19 protein-coding genes are annotated in these 18,931 nt (G+C 70.5%); 14 read left to right on the forward strand and 5 right to left on the reverse strand.

Going from position 1 to position 18,931, the window contains the following annotated elements; translation table 11 throughout:
* The first annotated feature begins 16 nt into the window (after positions 1 to 16).
* Positions 17 to 721: a demethylmenaquinone methyltransferase gene (locus IU476_RS15300; protein WP_195100629.1), complete on the forward strand. Its 705-nt coding sequence runs from the start codon at positions 17 to 19 to the stop codon at positions 719 to 721.
* 177 nt (positions 722 to 898) lie between these two features.
* On the forward strand, positions 899 to 5,083 hold the full coding sequence (locus IU476_RS15305) for a bifunctional nitrate reductase/sulfite reductase flavoprotein subunit alpha (RefSeq protein WP_195100631.1): 4,185 nt from the start codon (positions 899 to 901) through the stop codon (positions 5,081 to 5,083).
* Positions 5,084 to 5,102: 19 nt separating this feature from the next.
* On the opposite strand, the gene IU476_RS15310 is transcribed toward IU476_RS15305, so the two are convergent.
* Positions 5,103 to 6,137 carry an aldo/keto reductase gene (locus IU476_RS15310; protein ID WP_195100633.1) on the reverse strand — a complete coding sequence of 345 codons (1,035 nt, stop codon included), beginning with the start codon at positions 6,135 to 6,137 and terminating at the stop codon, positions 5,103 to 5,105.
* An 82-nt stretch (positions 6,138 to 6,219) separates the two neighbouring features.
* Here IU476_RS15310 and IU476_RS15315 point away from each other — a divergent pair, with 82 nt between their 5' ends.
* A complete protein-coding gene (locus IU476_RS15315) occupies positions 6,220 to 6,828 on the forward strand; it encodes a TetR/AcrR family transcriptional regulator (RefSeq protein ID WP_195100635.1) in 609 nt (202 codons plus the stop codon).
* 68 nt (positions 6,829 to 6,896) lie between these two features.
* Here the strand turns inward: IU476_RS15315 and IU476_RS15320 are convergent, their stop codons facing one another.
* The gene (locus IU476_RS15320; protein ID WP_195100637.1) at positions 6,897 to 7,481 is read right to left on the reverse strand and encodes a TIGR03086 family metal-binding protein; all 585 of its coding nucleotides are present in this window, start codon (positions 7,479 to 7,481) and stop codon (positions 6,897 to 6,899) included.
* A gap of 172 nt (positions 7,482 to 7,653) precedes the next feature.
* Between IU476_RS15320 and IU476_RS15325 the strand changes: the two genes are divergently transcribed.
* A complete protein-coding gene (locus tag IU476_RS15325; RefSeq protein ID WP_195100640.1) occupies positions 7,654 to 7,887 on the forward strand; it encodes a DUF8836 family protein in 234 nt (77 codons plus the stop codon).
* A 108-nt stretch (positions 7,888 to 7,995) separates the two neighbouring features.
* The gene (locus IU476_RS15330) at positions 7,996 to 8,217 is read left to right on the forward strand and encodes an Rv3202a family protein (RefSeq protein WP_195100642.1); all 222 of its coding nucleotides are present in this window, start codon (positions 7,996 to 7,998) and stop codon (positions 8,215 to 8,217) included.
* 63 nt (positions 8,218 to 8,280) lie between these two features.
* Here the strand turns inward: IU476_RS15330 and menD are convergent, their stop codons facing one another.
* Complete coding sequence (gene menD, locus IU476_RS15335; protein ID WP_195100644.1) at positions 8,281 to 9,906, reverse strand: 2-succinyl-5-enolpyruvyl-6-hydroxy-3-cyclohexene-1-carboxylic-acid synthase; 1,626 nt, start codon at positions 9,904 to 9,906, stop codon at positions 8,281 to 8,283.
* Positions 9,907 to 9,995: 89 nt separating this feature from the next.
* Here menD and IU476_RS15340 point away from each other — a divergent pair, with 89 nt between their 5' ends.
* A complete protein-coding gene (locus tag IU476_RS15340; protein ID WP_195100646.1) occupies positions 9,996 to 10,823 on the forward strand; it encodes a siderophore-interacting protein in 828 nt (275 codons plus the stop codon).
* Between the two features lie 139 nt (positions 10,824 to 10,962).
* Here the strand turns inward: IU476_RS15340 and IU476_RS15345 are convergent, their stop codons facing one another.
* Positions 10,963 to 11,409, reverse strand: a complete 447-nt coding sequence (locus tag IU476_RS15345) for a DUF6918 family protein (protein WP_187685454.1) — start codon at positions 11,407 to 11,409, stop codon at positions 10,963 to 10,965.
* 86 nt (positions 11,410 to 11,495) lie between these two features.
* Positions 11,496 to 12,152, reverse strand: coding sequence for a PaaI family thioesterase (locus IU476_RS15350; protein WP_195100649.1), 657 nt, complete (start codon positions 12,150 to 12,152; stop codon positions 11,496 to 11,498).
* Between the two features lie 72 nt (positions 12,153 to 12,224).
* Here IU476_RS15350 and IU476_RS15355 point away from each other — a divergent pair, with 72 nt between their 5' ends.
* The 8 genes from IU476_RS15355 to IU476_RS15390 all read left to right on the forward strand — a co-directional run bounded on the left by IU476_RS15355 (position 12,225) and on the right by IU476_RS15390 (position 18,905).
* Entirely contained in the window at positions 12,225 to 13,127 is a 903-nt protein-coding gene (locus IU476_RS15355) for a 1,4-dihydroxy-2-naphthoyl-CoA synthase (protein WP_195100651.1), read from the forward strand.
* A gap of 97 nt (positions 13,128 to 13,224) precedes the next feature.
* Entirely contained in the window at positions 13,225 to 13,620 is a 396-nt protein-coding gene (locus IU476_RS15360) for a VOC family protein (protein ID WP_195100653.1), read from the forward strand.
* A gap of 100 nt (positions 13,621 to 13,720) precedes the next feature.
* Positions 13,721 to 14,992 carry an inorganic phosphate transporter gene (locus IU476_RS15365; protein WP_195100655.1) on the forward strand — a complete coding sequence of 424 codons (1,272 nt, stop codon included), beginning with the start codon at positions 13,721 to 13,723 and terminating at the stop codon, positions 14,990 to 14,992.
* Entirely contained in the window at positions 14,992 to 15,282 is a 291-nt protein-coding gene (locus IU476_RS15370; RefSeq protein WP_195100657.1) for a hypothetical protein, read from the forward strand. Before IU476_RS15365 ends, IU476_RS15370 begins: the two co-directional genes overlap by 1 nt.
* A gap of 18 nt (positions 15,283 to 15,300) precedes the next feature.
* Complete coding sequence (locus IU476_RS15375) at positions 15,301 to 15,657, forward strand: DUF3349 domain-containing protein (protein ID WP_324194066.1); 357 nt, start codon at positions 15,301 to 15,303, stop codon at positions 15,655 to 15,657.
* Positions 15,658 to 15,759: 102 nt separating this feature from the next.
* Positions 15,760 to 16,890 carry an o-succinylbenzoate--CoA ligase gene (gene menE, locus IU476_RS15380; protein ID WP_195101007.1) on the forward strand — a complete coding sequence of 377 codons (1,131 nt, stop codon included), beginning with the start codon at positions 15,760 to 15,762 and terminating at the stop codon, positions 16,888 to 16,890.
* A gap of 165 nt (positions 16,891 to 17,055) precedes the next feature.
* Positions 17,056 to 18,066: an ATP-binding cassette domain-containing protein gene (locus tag IU476_RS15385; protein ID WP_195100658.1), complete on the forward strand. Its 1,011-nt coding sequence runs from the start codon at positions 17,056 to 17,058 to the stop codon at positions 18,064 to 18,066.
* Positions 18,063 to 18,905 (forward strand): ABC transporter permease, encoded by an 843-nt coding sequence (locus tag IU476_RS15390; RefSeq protein ID WP_195100660.1) that lies wholly within the window; start codon positions 18,063 to 18,065, stop codon positions 18,903 to 18,905. The genes IU476_RS15385 and IU476_RS15390 overlap by 4 nt, the downstream gene beginning before the upstream one ends.
* Positions 18,906 to 18,931 lie beyond the last annotated feature (26 nt).

Here is an 18,931-nt window from a genome sequence, read left to right on the forward strand (position 1 = left end):
CGTTACTGTCGGGACCGTGGCGAAGACAGAGTCGTTCCGGGCCTCGCTGGAGAAGCAGCCGCACGAGGTCGCGTCGATGTTCGACGGGGTCGCGAAGCGGTACGACCTCACCAACACGGTGATTTCCGGTGGCCAGGACCGATATTGGCGGTGGGCGACGCGCAAGGCGCTGCAATTGCGCCCCGGCGAGCGGGTGTTGGACCTGGCGGCCGGCACCGGCGTGTCCACGCTGGAGTTCGCCAAGTCCGGCGCCTGGTGCGTGGCCACCGACTTCTCCCAGGGGATGCTCGCGGCCGGCCGCTTCCGCAAGGTGCCGATGGTCGCCGGTGACGCCACCGCGCTGCCGTTCGCGGACGCGGTGTTCGACGCGGTCACCATCTCCTACGGGCTGCGCAACGTCTCCGACCCGGACGCGGCGCTGCGCGAGATGCTGCGCGTCACCAAGCCCGGCGGGCGGCTGGTGGTCGCGGAGTTCTCCACACCCGTGTTCCCGCCGTTCCGCACGCTGTACATGGAGTACCTCATGAAGGCGCTGCCGCGGGTGGCGCGGGCGGTCAGCAGCAATCCGGACGCGTACGTGTATCTGGCCGAGTCGATCCGGGCGTGGCCGAACCAGCCGCAATTGGCGCTGCGTCTCGCCGACGCGGGCTGGTCGGCGGTGAAGTGGCGCAACCTGACCGGCGGCATCGTGGCGCTGCACCGCGGCTACAAGCTCGGCTAGCGGCTGCGGTGATACTGCTCACGTCGCGGCGGGGCCGCTGACCGCCGCCCCGAAAAAGCCTGCCGAACAGGCGTTTCTCGAATCTCACAGGCACGGATTCCCGAGGTGAGCACTTTCGCAACGTGCCGATAACGTCCGGTAAATCCGGCGCAATCCCGGCTGGACATCATCGGACTCATGTCGGACGCAGCCGCGAGCAGCCCGAGCACCACCCGCACGGCGTGCTCGTACTGCGGCGTGGGCTGCGGCATCGTCGTCGAGACCGGCGCCGACGAGCACGGCGCGCCGGTGATCGCGAAGGTGCAGGGCGACAAGCTGCACCCGGTCAACGCCGGACGCCTGTGCACGAAGGGCGCCACGCACGCCGACCTGATGCGCGCGCCCGGCCGCATGACCACCGCCCACCGCCGCCCCGAACGCGGGCAGTCGCCGACGCCGGTCCCGGTGGACGACGCGGTGCGCGAGGCCGCCGCGCGCCTGCGGGCGATCCTGGACGAGCACGGTCCCGACGCCATCGCCCTCTACGTCTCGGGCCAGCTCTCGATGGAGGCGCAGTACCTGGCGAACAAACTGGCCAAGGGCTATCTGCGCACGCTGCACATCGAAGCCAACTCGCGACTGTGCATGGCCAGCGCGGGGACCGGGTACAAGCAGTCGCTGGGCGCGGACGGCCCGCCGGGTTCCTACGACGACCTCGAGCACGCCGACCTGTTCTTCGTGATCGGCGCGAACATGGCCGACTGCCACCCGATCCTGTACCTGCGCATGGCCGATCGCCGCAGGGCCGGCGCGAAGCTGATCGTCGTCGACCCGCGCCGCACCGAAACCGCCGCGCAGGCCGACCTTTTCCTGCAGATCGCGCCCGGCACCGATCTCGCGCTGCTCAACGGGCTGCTGCACCTGCTCGTCGAGAACGGGGACATCGACGAGGATTTCATCGCCGAGCACACCGAAGGCTGGGAGTCGATGCCGGAGTTCCTGGCCGACTATCCGCCCGCCCGGGTCGCCGAGCTCACCGGGTTGGCGGAGGCCGACATCCGCACGGCTGCAACGTGGATCGGCGCGGCGGGCGAGTGGATGTCGCTGTGGACGATGGGTCTCAACCAGTCCACCCACGGCACCTGGAACACCAACGCCCTGTGTAATCTGCACCTGGCCACGGGCGCCATCTGCCGCCCGGGCAGCGGCCCGTTCTCCCTCACCGGACAGCCGAATGCCATGGGCGGCAGGGAGATGGGCTACCTGGGCCCCGGCCTGCCCGGCCAGCGCAGCGTGTTGTCCGCGGCCGACCGGACCTTCGTCGAGACGGCGTGGGGCCTGGAACCCGGTGCGCTGCGGGCGGAATCGGGTCCGGGGACCATCGAGATGTTCCGCGGATTGGCGGACGGCCGCATCAAGGCGTGCTGGGTCATGTGCAGCAATCCCGTGGCCACCGTCGCGAATCGCAAGACCGTCATCGCCGGGCTGGAGGCGGCGGAACTGGTGATCGCGCAGGACGTCTACACCGAGACCGCCACCAACGCCTACGCCGACCTGCTGCTGCCCGCGACCCTGTGGGCGGAATCCGATGCCACCATGGTGAATTCGGAGCGCACCGTCACCCTGTTGCGACGGTCGATCGATCCACCCGGCGACGCCCGGCCGGACTGGCTGCTGATCGCCCAGGTGGCGACGGCCATGGGCTTCGAGGGTTTCGACTACCGCTCCAGTGCGGAGGTGTTCGAGGAGATTCGCGGATTCGCCAATCCCGCAACGGGTTACGACCTGACCGGCATCGACTACGCGATGCTGCGCGAGGGCCCCGCGCAGTGGCCGTGTCCCGACCCGCGCCGCCGCCGCAATCCGATCCGCTACCTCAACGACGGTGTCAGCCAGGAACTGTTCACCGACGAGCGGGGACATCGGCCGCGGCTGGCCTTCGCGACACCGAGCCGGCGGGCGGTGTTCTGGCCGCGCCCGCACATGTCCCCCGACGAGATGCCCGACGACGACTACCCGTTCGTCCTCAACACCGGGCGGCTGCCGCACCAGTGGCACACCATGACCAAGACCGGGCGGGTCGCGAAGCTGAACCGGCTCAACGGGAAACCGTTCGTGGAGATCCATCCCGCCGACGCCGAACGGCTCGGCCTCACCGCCGATGACCAGGTCGAGATCGCCTCGCGCCGCGGGCGGGCCGTGCTGCCGGTGCGGATCAGCGACCGGGTGCGGCCCGGCGACTGCTTCGCGCCCTTCCATTGGAACGACGAGCACGGCGAATACCTGACCGTCAACGCGGTCACCAACGACGCGGTCGACGCGGCCTCGCTGCAACCCGAGTTCAAGGCCTGCGCGGTCGCGCTGCGAAAGGTGGCGACCATGCCGGAGCCCGTGCCCGCCACCGTCACCGGTGCGCCCGCCGCGCACCCGCTGGCGGCGATGTTGGGCCTGGACACCGCGACACCGCCGACACTCAGCGAGACCGAGCGCATCTACCTCGGCGGCTATCTGGCGGCGCTGCAATCACTGCCGGTGCGGGGGCAGCCGGTGCTGCCCGAGAGCGCACCGCTGTCGGCCGCCAGCCGCCTGTGGATCAACGGGTTGCTCGCCGGAATGTATTCGAGGGCAAGCGAACTCGAGGCGGTCACCGAGGAACCCGACGGTCGTCCGGTCACCGTGCTGTGGGCCTCGCAGACCGGCACCGCGGAAGAACTGGCGGCGGAGGCCGCGGCGCGGTTGACGGCGGCCGGATTCCGGCCGCGGCTGCTCGACATGGCGGCCTGCGAGCTGCCCGACCTGTCCGGCGACGTGCTGGTGATCACCAGCACCTTCGGCGACGGCGGGCCGCCCGACAACGGCGCGGACTTCTGGGGACGGTTGCACGACAGCGCCACTCGGCTCACCGACCTGCGCTTCGCGGTCTTCGGCCTCGGCGACTCCTCCTACGACAACTTCTGCGGGCACGGGCGGGCCCTGGACCGGACGCTGGGTGAGCGCGGTGCGACGCGGCTGCTGCCGCGCGTCGACAGCGAACCGGATCACGAGGAGCTGTCGGAGCGCTGGCTCGAGGATGTCATCGTCGCGCTAGGTGACTCGGGAGATAGTGCGTCACAAAGTAATTCGGACGGAATGTCGACAGCGGGGACCGTAGCTCCCGCGCCCGCCGGTTCCACGCGGTTGAACGCGGCACCGATGACGAAGTCGGCGCAGGACCGGACCGCTACGTCGACGATGGTGCTGGCGGCACCCGCTCGCGAACGCATCGAGCAGGCCGCGCCACCGTTCACCCGCAACGCGCCCCTGCACGCGCCGCTGACCCGCAACACCCTGCTGTCCCGCCCGGGAGCCGGAAAAGAGGTGCGGCAGTTCGGCTTCGATCTGCGCGGGCTCGAAGTCACCTACGAGGTGGGCGATTCGCTGGGCGTGTGGCCCGCCAACGGCGACGCGGCGGTGGCGGACTGGCTCGCCGCGACCGGGCTGGACGGGCAGCGCGGCATCGCGCTCGGCGACCGGGAAGTGCCCCTGACACAGGCGCTGCGCACGCACTACGACATCACGAAGATCAGTCGCGACCTGCTGACCTTCATCGCCGAGCACAACCCGAGCCCGCGGCTGGCCAAGCTGCTGCGCCGCGACAACCGCAACGAGCTGGAACGCTACCTGTGGGACCGGCAGGCGGTCGACGTGCTGCGCGACTTCCCGGTCCGCGCCGACCTCGTCGAATGGCTGGGCGCGCTGAAAAAGCTCCAGCCGCGCCAATATTCGATCTCCTCCAGTCCGCTGGTCGACCCGCACGAGGTGCAGCTGACGGTCGGCGTGGTGCGCTACGGCGAGCGCGGCGGCGTCTGCTCCACCTTCCTCGCCGACCGCTGCGCCGACGCCTCCGCACCCGTATTCCTCCAGCGCGCACCGCATTTCCGGCCGCCGCTGGACCCGAACGCGCCGATGATCATGGTCGGGCCCGGGACCGGGATCGCGCCGTTCCGGGGTTTCCTGCACGAGCGGCGCGCGCTCGGCTGCGGCGGCCGCAACTGGCTGTTCTTCGGCGACCAGCACGCCGCGGACAACTTCTACTACCGCGACGAACTCGAGGACATGTTCCGCACCGGCTTCCTCACCCGGCTGGACCTGGCGTTCTCCCGCGACCAACGCGAGCGGATCTACGTGCAGCACCGGATGATCGAGCACGGCGCGGAACTGTGGGCCTGGCTCTCGGACAACGGCCACCTCTACGTGTGCGGCGACGCCGGCCGCATGGCCCGCGACGTCGACGACGCCCTGCTGCGCATCGCACAGGTACACGGCAAACTCGACTCCGACGGCGCCCTCGCCTTCAAGAAACAACTCGTCGCCGAGAAGCGCTACCTGCGCGACGTGTACTGACCCGCTGGGGCGGCAGAGGTTACACCGCGGGTGGGTTGAGGCGGGTGAAGTCGGGCAGGCGGTAGTACGGGTAGTAGGGGTAGGGCGGGGTCACGGCGCTGGCCTTGTCCAGGCGGGCGGCCTGGTCGGCGGTCAGCTGCCAGCCGACCGCGCCGAGATTCTGGCGCAGCTGGTCCTCGTTGCGGGCGCCGACGATCACGGTGGCGACGGTCGGCCGCGACAGCAGCCAGTTCAGCGCGATCTGCGGGACGGTCCGACCGGTCTCGGCGGCGATCTCGTCGAGGACGTCGACCACGTCGTAGAGCAGATCGTCGTCGACCGGCGGACCCGCCTCGGCCGTCTTGTGCAGCCGGCTCCCGGCCGGCAGCGGTTGTCCCCGGCGGATCTTCCCGGTGAGCCGACCCCAGCCGAGCGGGCTCCACACCACCGCGCCGACGCCCTGGTCGAGTCCCAGCGGCAGCAGCTCCCACTCGTAGTCGCGGCCGATCAGCGAGTAGTACACCTGGTGGGCGACGTAGCGGGGCAGGCCGTGCCGGTCGGCCGCGGCGAGGGACTTCATCAACTGCCAGCCGGCGAAGTTGGAGGCCCCAACGTAGCGGATCTTGCCCGCCCGCACCAGATCGTCCAGCGCCGCGAGCACTTCCTCGACCGGAGTGCCGGCGTCGAAGGCGTGCAGCTGGAACAGGTCGAGATAGTCGGTGCCGAGGCGGCGCAGCGAGGCCTCGACCGCGCCGATGAGCCGCGCGCGCCCCGAGCCCGCGTCATTCGGCCCGGGACCGGTGGGCAGGGCGGCTTTGGTGGACAACAGGACTCGGTCGCGGCGGCCCCGGACGGCCGCGCCGAGCACCTCCTCCGAGGCGCCGTCGGAGTACACGTCCGCAGTGTCGAACATGGTCACGCCGGCCTCGACGGCGATGTCGACGAGCCGGCGCGCCTGCTGCGCGTCGGTGTCGCCCCAGGCGCCGAACAGTTCGCCGCGCCCGCCGAAGGTGCCCGCGCCGAAGCTCAGTGCCGGAACCAGCAGACCCGAAGCGCCCAGTCTCCGATACTCCATGACCACTCCTAAAGGAACTGTAGCTTCATTAGTGATTCGGACTGTACACTCCTTTCACCCCTAACGGAACTGGAGAACCGTTATGACTCAGGACACCGGCAATCCGGGATCGGTGCGTCCCGGCGGCCGCACCGCGCGCGTCCGGCAGGCCGTCCTGCGCGCGGCCGGCGACCTCCTGGCCGAGCGGGGCCTCGCGGGCCTGGACCTGACGGAGGTCGCGGCGCGCGCCGACGTCGGCAAGACGACCGTCTACCGCCGCTGGCGCACCCCCGCGGGACTCGTCGCCGACCTGCTCTCGGACATGGCGGAAACCTCACTGCCGCATGCCGATACGGGGTCACTGCGCGGTGATCTGCTCGCCAACGCCCGACTGGTCACGGCCACGCTCACCGATCCGCGCCAGGGCCCGCTGTTCAAATCCCTGGTGGCGGCGGCGACTTTCGACCCGGCCGCCGCCGCGGCACTACGCCACTTCTACGACACCCGCCTCACCGAGTGGACCCCCTGCGTCGAAGCCGCGATCGCCCGCGGCGAAATCCCCGCCGAAACCGACCCGCGCGCAGTCCTCTCCGCCGTCTCGGCCCCCCTCTACTACCGCCTCCTCAACACCGGCGACCCCCTCGACGACACCGTCACCACCACCACCGCCGAAGCCGCCGCCCTGGCCGCCCGCGCCGGTCTCTACACCTGACGAACAACGCCCTCGGACACCGACCGGCCTTACAGCGCTCGCTCCTCTCGTGCCGCGGAGTCGGTATCTCAGGTCGCGGACAGTGACGGGTCGCGGCCCGTGCGGCCGAGTACGCGGTGCCACAGGGGCGCGTCGTCCGGCACCGGCACCGTGGGGCCGAAGAGGCCGGGGACGCCCTCGGGCGGGGTGCGCTCGAGCATGGCCATCAGTACCGTCAGATCTTCCTCGGCGGGTGCGTAGGGCTGTCCGGTGGCACAGGCCAGATCCCAGCCGTGGATGACGAGTTCGTCGAGCGCGAAGACGGCCAGTTCCGCGGCGGGTGCGGTTACCCCGCCCGCCTCGGTGTCGCCGTCCCAGGCGGCCGGGTCGCGCCAGGCCGCGACCAGAGCCTTCAGCTGGGCCGGGATCCGGGTGCGCCAGTCGTCGGCCAGCGAGGCCGCCGCGCCGACCGCGGGCGGAGCCGAGCGGCCCACCGCCTCCTTGGTGGCCGCCTGCCGGAACGCCTCGGTGAAACCGACCACATGGGCCAGCAGATCGCGCACGGCGGTGTCGGCACACGGTGTGCCGCTCCGCAGGTCGTCGTCGGTGATACCGGCCACCACCGCCGCCAGTCCCGCCGCGGCGGACTCCATATCGAACGCCGGCTTCGCCATGATCGCTCCTCTCCGGGCATGAGTGCCCGTATCGCGGGCATCCACGGAAGGAGACGGGACGAACGCCCCGAACTCATCGGCCGGCCCGGCGAGCGTGCGCCTGCACGCACGGCGGGACCGCGCAACCGACTCGTTAGCGGCGAAAAGCGCTGGTGACGGGGAGAATTGGAGGATGAGAGGTGATCGAGTGGAGATCGTCGTCGATACCGGCGACGGATCCCGCACATACGAAGTGGCCGCGACCAGGGCGGGCCGCAAGGTCGAGGTGCGCATCGCCCGCGGCATCGTCGAGGTCAGTGAGATCACTCGCACCGGCGTCCCGGTGCGTACCGCCCGGTTCATGGCCGCGCGCACGTTGGCCCTGGTCGAATACCCCGCCGACGACGCGGCCGTGCCCGGGGAGTGAGCCCGGCGCGGTGGCGCGGAGGTTGCCAGGCGGCCGCCGGGGGCGCATTCTCGATGGTGCGCGGCCACCACGTCGCGCGAATCGGCCACCCGCGGAAAGGAGCATCCGATGACCGATCGAACTCTCGATACCGCAGCCATCGACGCAGTTCCGGAAGCCGATTTCAGGGAACAAACCCTCCCGGCGTACCCCGAGGACGAGGACGCCGAGACCGAGCTGCCCACCGCCGGCGCGGATCGCGAGGCCGCCGAGGCCGACGTGCTCGAACAGTCCATCCCGGTCCCGCTCGACGACGACTACGAGGACGGCACAGCCGAACCCGAGTACTGAGCCGAGCCCGCCCCCACCGACCACCACGCCCGCGGGCCTTTCCGATCGACGCCGGCGAGAGCCCTACCGATCGATGCCGGCCCGCACCGTGGCGTGGAGTTCGCGGAGGCTGGACCGTTCCGTGGCGACCTCGAGCACCCGCATGCCGTGGGCGTGACCGGTCAGTTCGGCGGCCAGCTGGGCCGGGTCGACCTGCCGGTGCGGCACGCGGTAGGCGGCGCAGAGCGCGGCCAGGTCCATCCCGTGCGGGGTGCCGAAGACGCGCTCGAATACGCCCGCGTACTGCGGGTCGCCCTGTTCGAGGGTTTCGAAGATGCCGCCGCCGTCGTCGTTGGCGACCACGATGGTCAGGTCGGCCGGGCGCGGCTCGCCGGGGCCCAGCAGCAGCCCGGAGGCGTCGTGCAGGAAGGTGAGATCGCCGATCAGCGCGATCGTCCGGCCGGGGTGGCTCAGGGCGGCCCCGACGGCCGTCGACACGGTGCCGTCGATGCCGGCCACGCCTCGATTCGACAGCACCTTGATGCCCCGGCGCGGATGCGCGACGAGCGCGGCGTCGCGCACCGGATTGGAGGCGCCCAGTAGTAGCTGGTCCCCGTCGTGCAGCGCGGCCATGACGACCGCCGCGACATGCAGACCGGTCGGCTTCGGGTGCCGTGCCAGTTCGTCCCGCACGACTTGGCGTGCCTTGGCGTCGAGTTCGGCGCAGTGCTCGAGCCACTCGGTGGCAGGCGCGCCGGTGGTGATCGCGCGAGTGCCCGTGCCCACGACGTTGCCCGACACGTCGGGCCAGCGCGGGCCGGTGGTGAGCGCGTAGACGGTCACATCAGGGTCGGCGAGCACCTTCGACACCTGCCGGTGCAGGGTGGGGCGGCCGGTGATGATGGCCTGCCGGGGCTTCAGCAGCGGCAGCGCGAGCGGATGCAGCGCGGGGCCGTGCATCGGCGCGGTCGGCTCGGCGACCGTCGGCAGCGCGGCCAGTTCCGGGCGATGACCCGCGCCGTGTCCCGAGATGACCACTGTGTCCGGGGTGAGATCGAGTTCCAGCGGCACGTCCAGCGTCGCGTACTGCGTTGCGGTCCAAGGCTTTCCCCCGTCCCGACCCGCCGGGAACGACTCCCCCGCCAGGGCGTCGGGCACCAGCGGCTCGCGCAGCGGGATGTCGAACTGCACGGGGCCGGCATTGCCGGAGCGGGTGCCCCGGGCCGCGGCGAGCACCCGGCACACCGCCGCGCGCCACACGCTGTTCTGTCGCCGGTATCCGTCCTCGACCTCGGCCAGCCCGAGGCTGATGGCCGCGCGCACCTGACTGCCGAACAGGCCGAACTGCTCGACGGTCTGGTTCGCGCCGCTGCCCAGCATCTCGTAGGGACGGTTGGCGCTCAGCACGATCAGCGGCTGGCGCGCGTAGTTCGCCTCCAGCACGGCGGGGCCGAGATTGGCCACGGCGGTCCCGGAGGTCATCACGACCGGCACCGGCCGCCCGCTCGACACCGCCAGTCCGATGGCGAGGAATCCCGCGGTGCGCTCGTCGATGCGCATGTGCAGCCGCAGCCGGCCCGCGGCGTCGGCGGCCTGCAGGGCGAAGGCCAGCGGCGCGTTGCGCGAACCGGGACACAACACGACATCCTGCACTCCCCCGCGCGCCAGCTCGTCGACGACGACCTGGGCCTGTGCTGTCGAAGGATTCACGACCCCAGCCTCCCAGACAGCGCCCCGCGATGGGGAGTCGGCCCGCTCACACCTATCGGTATAAGTTAGGTTTTGCTAACCTAACCGGCATGGCCAAGCGCACCAAGTACCTCAAGCCCGAGGAGCGGCAGCTACTCACCGCCGAGGTTGTCGCGAGTAAACAGGTCAGCCCCACTTTCGTCCGCGTCACCCTGGGCGGCGCGGGGCTGGACGCGTTCGTCCCGATGGGATTCGATCAGTGGTTCCGGCTGTTCCTGCCGGGCCGCTCCGGGCTGCGTCTGCCGACCGCGGCCAGCAATCTCTGGTACGCGCAGTATCTGATGATGAGCAAGGAACACCGTCCGGTGGTGCGCAACTACACCGTGCGCGAGTTCTACCCGGCCGGGCAGGGGCGCTACGGCGACACCGCCGAACTCGACATCGATTTCGCCATGCACGGCGACGAGACCCCCGCCTGCGCGTGGGCGAGCGGCGCGGCGATCGGCAGCGAGGTCGGACTGCTGGACGAGGGCATCATGTACCAAGCGCCGCAACACACTTCGTCGGTGCTGCTGGTCGGCGACGAGAGCGCGCTGCCGGCGATCGCGGGCGTGCTGCGGTCCACCCCGCGCGACCTGCGCGGTGCCGCCTTCCTCGAGATCCCGCACCCCGACGACGCGCAGGACCTGGACGAACCCGAAGGCGTGCAGGTGCATTGGCTGCCGCGCACCGATCCCACCACCGAGATCGGCCGACCCGCCCTGGATGCCGTGCGCGCGGCGGACCTCCCCGGCGCGGACGTCTACGCGTTCGTGGCGGGCGAGCAGAAACTGGCCTCCGGCCTACGCCGCCACCTGTCCGGCGAACGCGGAATCCCCAAGGCGGACATCACCTTCACCGGTTACTGGCGCATCGGCAAGTCCGCCGGGGAAATGTAGGGCGCACCACACCACCCCGATTCCCGCCCCCGGGGAACAAGAATCGGGCGAGCGCCCAATTCGACGCCGCCCGACCGGATTCGAACGCGCACCGGCCGCAAGATCGGGCCGGTGCGCATCATTCGACAGGCGCGGCAGATTATCCAGCGTGGCGCTGGATGAGGTCGCCGACGCGCGGAAGGGCCTCGGTGACATGCTTTTTCGCCGAGGAGCGCACCGCGGAGTACGCCTTCTTCAGGGCCGGGCGCGAGGAGCTCTCGGCCCGCGCGTCGGTCACCGCGAGCAGTGCCTCGGCAACCTCGTCCTGCTTGGCGACCAGCAGGTCGGCGAACGAGCCGTTACCCGAGGCCTGGTACTCCGCCCAGTACGGCTCGAGCCGCTCGACGAACTTCGGCACGAACGACTCCAGGCCGTCCGTGACGATGGTCGGACTGACCTTCTTCGCCGCCGCGTACGCACCCTTCACAGCCAGGCCGGACGCGCCACCCTTGTCCGACACCTCCGCTTCCAGCACCTGCTGGGCATCGGCGATGAAGGCCGGTCGCTTGGCGTCGTCGAGCAGGGATTCAGACAGTGCTGCAACCACTTTCAGGTTCCTCCGGATAGTTTTTCGATGAGCGAGCGCACGCAACTATACGCACCGGACGAACGTGGCACACGCGGTCCGACCCGCTACGGCTGCCACGGCAGCAACTGCACCATGAGCCCTTCACAATCGGCCAGCAATGTTTCAGATTCGTCGGTCAGGCGCGCGGTGACGAAGGTCTTGCGGCCCTCGATCCGATCGACGGTGCCCTCCACCAGCAACGGCGTCTCCAACGGAGTGACTTTCCGGTAGTTCACATGCAGGTACGCGGTGCGGCTGATCGGCCGTCCGGCGTAGTGCACGAGCGAGCCGAACAGGTCGTCGAAAAGCAGCGGCAACACGCCTCCGTGCACCGCGTTGTTGCCGCCGAGGTGGTAGCGGCGGAACTGCCCGCGCATCCGGACGCCGCCCGGCCCGGCCTCGACGACCTGCCACGGCGGCATCAGCAGGCTGCCGCGCCCCGGCAGCTTGGTGACCCGCCCGGCCGGGCTGTGCAATTCCGGTGCGCGATAGGGCTCGAGCAGATCGATGAGTCTCCTCGCCTGCGCGAGCGCCTGCCCGTACACCTCGTCCGGGCAGTCCGCCGACACCGCGAGATCCTGCAGCGTGCGCATGGCCCCGACGAACGCGCCGAAGTTCGGGCCGGGCTCGGCCTCGACCACCTTGGGAAATCCGCCGTGATGCTCGTAGCGATCCGCCTCGATCGCGCTCCGGTCGATGACCGGTTCCACTCGCTCACTCATCACTGCACCGTAACCGCCATTCTTACGCTGTCCAACCCAACCCACGGGTAACCGTCGGGCGCAACGAGCAAAATGGCACCCGTGACTTTCAACCCGAAGCTGTGGGAACCCGTCGCGGGGTTCGAGGACCTGACCGACATCACCTACCACCGGCACATCGAGCAGGGCACCGTGCGCGTCGCGTTCGATCGGCCCGAGGTGCGCAACGCGTTCCGCCCGCACACCGTCGACGAGCTGTACCGCGCGCTCGACCACGCGCGCATGACCTCCGACGTCGGCGCGGTCCTGCTCACCGGGAACGGGCCCAGTCCCAAGGACGGCGGGTGGGCGTTCTGCTCCGGCGGCGACCAGCGCATCCGCGGCCGCAGCGGCTACCAGTACGCCTCCGGGGAGACGGCCGAGACCGTGGACAAGGCGCGCGCGGGCCGGCTGCACATCCTTGAGGTGCAGCGGCTGATCCGGTTCATGCCGAAGGTGGTCATCGCGCTGGTGAACGGCTGGGCCGCGGGCGGCGGGCACAGCCTGCACGTGGTGTGCGACCTGACCCTGGCCAGCCGCGAGCACGCCCGGTTCAAGCAGACCGACGCCGACGTGGGCAGCTTCGACGCCGGTTACGGCAGTGCGTATCTGGCGAAGCTGGTGGGCCAGAAGTTCGCCCGCGAGATCTTCTTCCTGGGCCGCCCCTACACCGCCGAGCAGATGCACCACATGGGCGCGGTGAACGCCGTCGTCGACCACGACCGGCTCGAGGACGAGGCCCTGGAGTGGACCGCCGACATCCTCGGCAAGTCGCCGCAGGCCCAGCGGATGCTGAAGTACGCGTTCAACCTGACCGACGACGGCCTGGTCGGCCAGCAGCTGTTCGCGGGCGAGGCGACGCGGCTGGGGTACATGACCGACGAGGCGGTGGAGGGCCGGGACGCGTTCCTGGAGAAGCGCAAGCCGGACTGGTCGCCCTACCCGTGGTATTTCTGAGATCCCGGCCAAGAGCATGCCGGGATGACGGGGTAGGTCGGGCGGAGGTTCGGCGAAGCGCTCGGTTCGGGATGATCACAGCACTTACGCTCGAGGTGTGGACATTCTCGGCAGCCGCGTCATCCTGCGACCGGCGAACTACGAGCGAACACTGGCGTTCTATCGGGACGGGCTGGGACTGGCGATCGCGCGGGAGTACCCGGGCGGCACCGTGTTCTACGCGGGGCAGTCGCTGATCGAGGTGGCCGCGCACGGGCGGCGCGCGGACGCGCCCACGGGATTCGCGGGCGCGCTGTGGCTGCAGGTGCGCGACGCGGAGGAGGCGGCGGCCACACTCGTGGCGCGCGAGATCGCCCTGGACCGCAAGCCCGTGCGGGAACCGTGGGGCCTGATCGAGATGTGGGTGCGCGATCCCGACGGCGTGCCGATCGTCCTCGTGCAGGTGCCGCCGGACCATCCGCTGCGCCGCGACGCCCGACAGTCGACGGACTGAGGCCGCCGAACGCCTGGTACGCGGCCTTACCACTTCCCGACACCGACATTCCCGGCGACCTGACCATCGCGTTAACGGGACGATAACGCACACTGGAGACGTGACCGCCGAACTATTGGTTCTGCTCATCGTCGTCGTCACTGCACTGGTCTTCGACTTCACCAACGGATTCCACGACACCGCCAACGCGATGGCCACCTCCATCGCCACCGGCGCGCTGGGTCCCCGCACCGCGGTCCTGCTGTCGGGCGGGCTCAACCTGATCGGCGCGTTCCTCAGCGTCGAGGTGGCGGCCACCGTGGCCGAGGGCATCGTCCGGCTCAACGAGGTCGGCGGTCCGGATCTGCTGGAGATCGTGTTCGCGGGACTGGTCGGCGGCATCCTGTGGAACCTGCTGACCTGGCTGTTCGGCCTGCCGTCGAGTTCCTCGCACGCGTTGTTCGGCGGGCTCATCGGCGCGACGATCGCGGCGCTCGGCTGGAACGGGGTGATCTGGTCGGCCGGGGAGCAGGGCGTGCTCGGCAAGATCGTGCTCCCGGCCGTGCTGGCCCCGGTGGTCGCGGCGCTGGTCGCCTCGATCGGCACCTGGCTGGTCTACCGGATCACCCGCGGCAGCGACGAGCGGTCGGTCACCCGCGGCTTCCGCTGGGGCCAGATCGGGTCGGCGTCGCTGGTCTCGCTGGCGCACGGCACCAACGACGCGCAGAAGACGATGGGCATCATCTTCCTGGCACTGATCGCCTACGGCTCGCGGTCGCCGTCGGATTCGCTGCCGCTGTGGGTGATCGTCGCCTGCGCGGTCGCGATCGCCGCGGGGACCTCGCTGGGCGGCTGGCGCATCATCCGCACGCTGGGCAAGGGCCTGGTCGACATCACCTCACCGCAGGGGCTGGCCGCCGAATCCACCAGTGCCGCGATCATTCTCACCTCGGCCCACTTCGGCCTGCCGCTGTCGACGACCCAGACGGTGACCGGCGCGATTCTCGGCACCGGCCTCGGACGACCGGGCGCGGAGGTGCGCTGGCCGGTGCTGGGCCGCATGGTGGTGGCCTGGGTGCTGACGCTGCCCCTGGCGGGCGTCGCGGGCGCGATCTGCTGGGCGCTGGCCCACGGCATCGGCGGGCTGCCCGGCGTGCTCGCGGTCTTCGCCCTGCTGATCGCCCTCGCGACCGTCATGTGGCTGCGTGCCCGCCGCGCCCCGGTCCATGCCGCCAACGTGAACGACGACTGGCGAGGCCAACCGCCCCCGGCCGCACCGGAACTTCCCGGAGCCCCGCAGCCCGGTCTGCCCGCGGCACCGCCCGGAGCGGACGGTGATCGCGCGACTTCGGACGGCGGCACACCCACCCATCGATCGGCGAGGCGGGCCTGATGGACACGGTGGTATTGCTCGCGAAGGAACTGTGGCGAGTCACCCTGGCCGCCCTCGTGTTCGGGGCCGGGCTGCCCGCGATCTTCGCCTTCGGCGTTCGGTTCCAGTCACTGGCCGCGGCCCACCCCGACGGCTCGGTGGCACCCTCCCCCGCGCGCCGCCGGGCCGCGCTCGCGGCGGCGGCCGTGTGCTTCGCGGTTGTGCTGGCGGCGGTGGTCGCGGGAGTCTTGTACGTCGCCAAGGCATTTCTCGCCGCTCGTCTCGGCATCCACCTGTTCGGGCAGGGATGACCGCCGAAAGGACCGTTCGTGACCAGTGATCCGCAACCGATTCAGCCGCAGGCGCCCGAGGAGCCGGACGCCGAGAAGTCGTTGCTGCGCAAGGTGCTCGGCTGGCTGAAAGCCGGGTACCCGCAGGGCATTCCGCAGTCGGACTACGTCGCGCTGCTCGCCGTGCTGCATCGCCGCCTCACCGACTACGAGGTGCACAAGATCGTCGAGGAGCTGGTCGCCGAGCGCGCCGGCGACGACGAGATCGCCCGGCACGAGATCGAGGAGGCGATCGCCCGAGTTGCCAAGGAGCAGCCCGGCGAGGACGATATCGCTCGTGTGACCTCCCGGCTCGCAGCCGGTGGCTGGCCGCTGGCGACACCGACGTCGGACTGATCCCCTCCCTACTCGAGTGAAGGAAGCGCGGACCCGTTCTCGGGTCGTCGGGCCTGACATGACACGATCGCGAACGTGAGCAGCACCCTGCGGACCCTCCCCATGCCCACCGGAGCCGCGGTGGGCGATGTCCTGCCGCACCTGCGGGAAGCATTGGCGGGCAACGGTCCGGCCTGGCTGCCGATCCCCACCGGCGACCGGCGCGAGACGCACCGGCTGTCCAACGCCCTGCGCCCCGGCGAGCCGATCGAGGACGACGTGGCGCTGGTGGTGACCACCTCCGGAACCACGGGCGTACCCAAGGGCGCGATGCTCACCGCGGCCGCCCTGCGCGCCAGCGGCGACGCGACGCACGAGCGGCTGGGCGGCCCGGGCCAGTGGCTGCTGGCGCTGCCGACCCATCACATCGCGGGCCTGCAGGTGTTGCTGCGCAGTATCCAGGCCGGGACCGAACCGGTCGCGCTGGACGTCTCCGACGGTTTCCTACCCGGCGGGCTGGCCACCGCCATCGCGGGCATGACCGGCCCGCGCCGGTACACCTCGCTGGTGCCGACCCAGCTGATCAAGGCGCTCGACGAACCCGCCGGCGCCGAGGCGCTCGCCTCGCTGGACGCCGTGCTGATCGGCGGCGCGCCCACCCCGAAACCGGTGCTGGACCGGGCCCGCGCGGCCGGCATCACCGTATTTCGCACCTACGGCATGAGCGAGACCTGCGGCGGCTGCGTCTACGAGGGCGTGCCGCTGTCGGGCGCGCGGGTGCGCATCGAGGACGGGCGGGTGCTGCTCGGCGGCGACATGCTCGCCAAGGGCTATCGCGGCCTGCCCGACCATCCCGCCTTCGCCGAGCCCGGCTGGTTCCGCACCGAGGACGCCGGGGTGTACGAGAACGGCGTGCTGACCATCCAGGGCCGCCTGGACGAGGCCATCCTCACCGGCGGCCTGCTGGTGATCCCGCAGGTCGTGGAGGCCGTGCTGGCCACCCATCCCGCGGTGAGCGAGGTGGTCGTGCTGGGCCTGCCCGACGAGCGCCTGGGCCAGCGCGTCGCGGTCGCGGTGGTGCCGGTCGCGGGGGCCGTCCCCACCCTCGACGACCTGCGCGAGCACGTGCGCGGCGAACTCGACACCATCGCCGCGCCGCGCGAACTGGCGCTGCTGGAGGAGATTCCGATGCGCGGCCCCGGCAAGCCCGACCGCAACAAACTCCGCGAACAGCTGCTCGCCTCCTCGCACTGACCCGCGCGGCCCGCGGACGGCACACCGCACGTGCCGCCGAGTCGCTCGCCGATGTAGCACAGACAGCCATCGTGAGCTGCGAAAACAACTGTGCAAGCGCGTCTTGCGCGGGCACGCAACAGCGGTGCAAGGGGCATGCAAGTCCCGGCCCCCAGAGTGTGTGTCATGACTTCTTACGCACCTGCTGATGCTCTCGCAATCGAGGCGGAGGGGCTGGTCAAGGTCTTCGGGGAGCAGCGAGCCGTCGACGGCGTGAGCCTGGCGGTACCGCAGGGCGCCGTCTACGGCGTGCTCGGCCCCAACGGAGCCGGCAAGACCACCACCATCCGCATGCTCGCCACGCTGCTGCGCCCGGACGGGGGCAGCGCGCGGATCTTCGGCCGCGACGTGGTGGCCGAACCGACCGCGGTCCGCTCGCTGATCGGCGTCACCGGGCAGTACGCCTCGGTGGACGAAAAGCTCAGCGCCACCGAGAATCTGATGATCTTCTCGCGCCTGCTCGGCCTGAGCCGCGCGGAGGCCAAGCGCAAGTCGGCCGAACTGCTCGAGGAGTTCGGGCTGACCGAGGCCGCCGACAAGGCGCTGGAGAACTTCTCCGGCGGCATGCGCCGCCGGCTCGATCTGGCCGCCAGCCTGATCGCGACGCCGCCGCTGCTGTTCCTCGACGAGCCGACCACCGGCCTGGATCCGCGCACCCGCGCGCAGATGTGGGAGACCATCCGGCGGCTGGTCCGCGAGGGCGCGACCGTACTGCTGACCACCCAGTACCTCGACGAGGCCGACCAGCTGGCCGACCGGATCGCGGTGATCGACCGCGGCAAGGTCATCGCCGACGGCACCTCCGACGAGCTGAAGGCCTCCGTGGGCACCTCCGCCCTGCAGGTCACGCTGGCCGATCCGGAGCTGATCGAACCGGCCCGCACCCTGATCGGCGAATTCCTGTCGCACGCGGCCGGCAAGCTCGTCGAGGCCAGCATCACCCCCGAGGCGCGGCGCATCACCGCCCCGCTGACCGACCCCGGCATCACCGCCGACCTGCTGATCCGGTTGCGCGACAACGACATCCGGGTCGACGAGATCACCGTCAGCAAGCCGAGCCTGGACGAGGTGTTCTTCGCGATCACCGGGCACGGCGCCGAGGACAACGACACCGACACCGAAAGGAGCGCGGCATGACCACGACTCTGACCGCCCCCAGCACGAGCGGGCGGCACGCGGCCCGGGCCGCGATTCCCGAAGTCAGCAACCACATTCCGTTCCGGCAGACGGTGGCGAACTCGCTCACCATGGCCTACCGCGGCATCCTGAAGATCAAGCACAACCCCGAGCAGCTATTCGACGTCACGATCCAGCCGATCCTGTTCACGGCGCTGTTCGCCTACATCTTCGGCGGCGCCATCGGCGGCAGCGTGAGCGCCTACCTGCCGGTACTGATTCCGGGCATCCTGGTGCAGACCGTCGTACTGACCTCGGTCGTCACCGGCACGCAGCTGCGCGAGGACATGGACAAGGGCGTCTTCGACCGGTTCAAATCCCTTCCCATCGCCCGGGTTTCGGCCCTGGCGGGCGCCCTGATCGCCGACATGGTGCGCTACGGCATCGCCACCGTGCTCACCATCGCGGTGGGCCTGATCCTGGGCTACCGGCCCGAGGGCGGCGTCGTCGGCGTGGTGGTCGCGGGTCTGGTCGTCGTGGCCTGCTCGTTCGCGGTCAGCTGGATCTGGGCGCTGGTCGGCGTCACCGGCAAGAGCGCGGCGTCGGTACAGGGCATCTCGATGATGATCATGTTCCCGCTGACGTTCATGTCCGGCGCCTTCGCCCTGGTGAGCACGATGCCGGGCTGGATGCAGGGCCTGAACAAGGTCAACCCGATCTACTACATGGTCAACGCCTGCCGCGAGCTGATGAACGGCAACGTCTACTCGAGCAACCTGGTCTGGTGCCTGGTCGGCTCGGTGGTCGTGATCGCGATCTTCGCCCCGCTGGCCATCCGGGCGTACATGCGCCGGGCGTGAGCCGAGTCCGCACCACCCCGTCCGCC

The organism is Nocardia blacklockiae, assembly GCF_015477355.1.
Lineage (GTDB): Bacteria > Actinomycetota > Actinomycetes > Mycobacteriales > Mycobacteriaceae > Nocardia > Nocardia blacklockiae.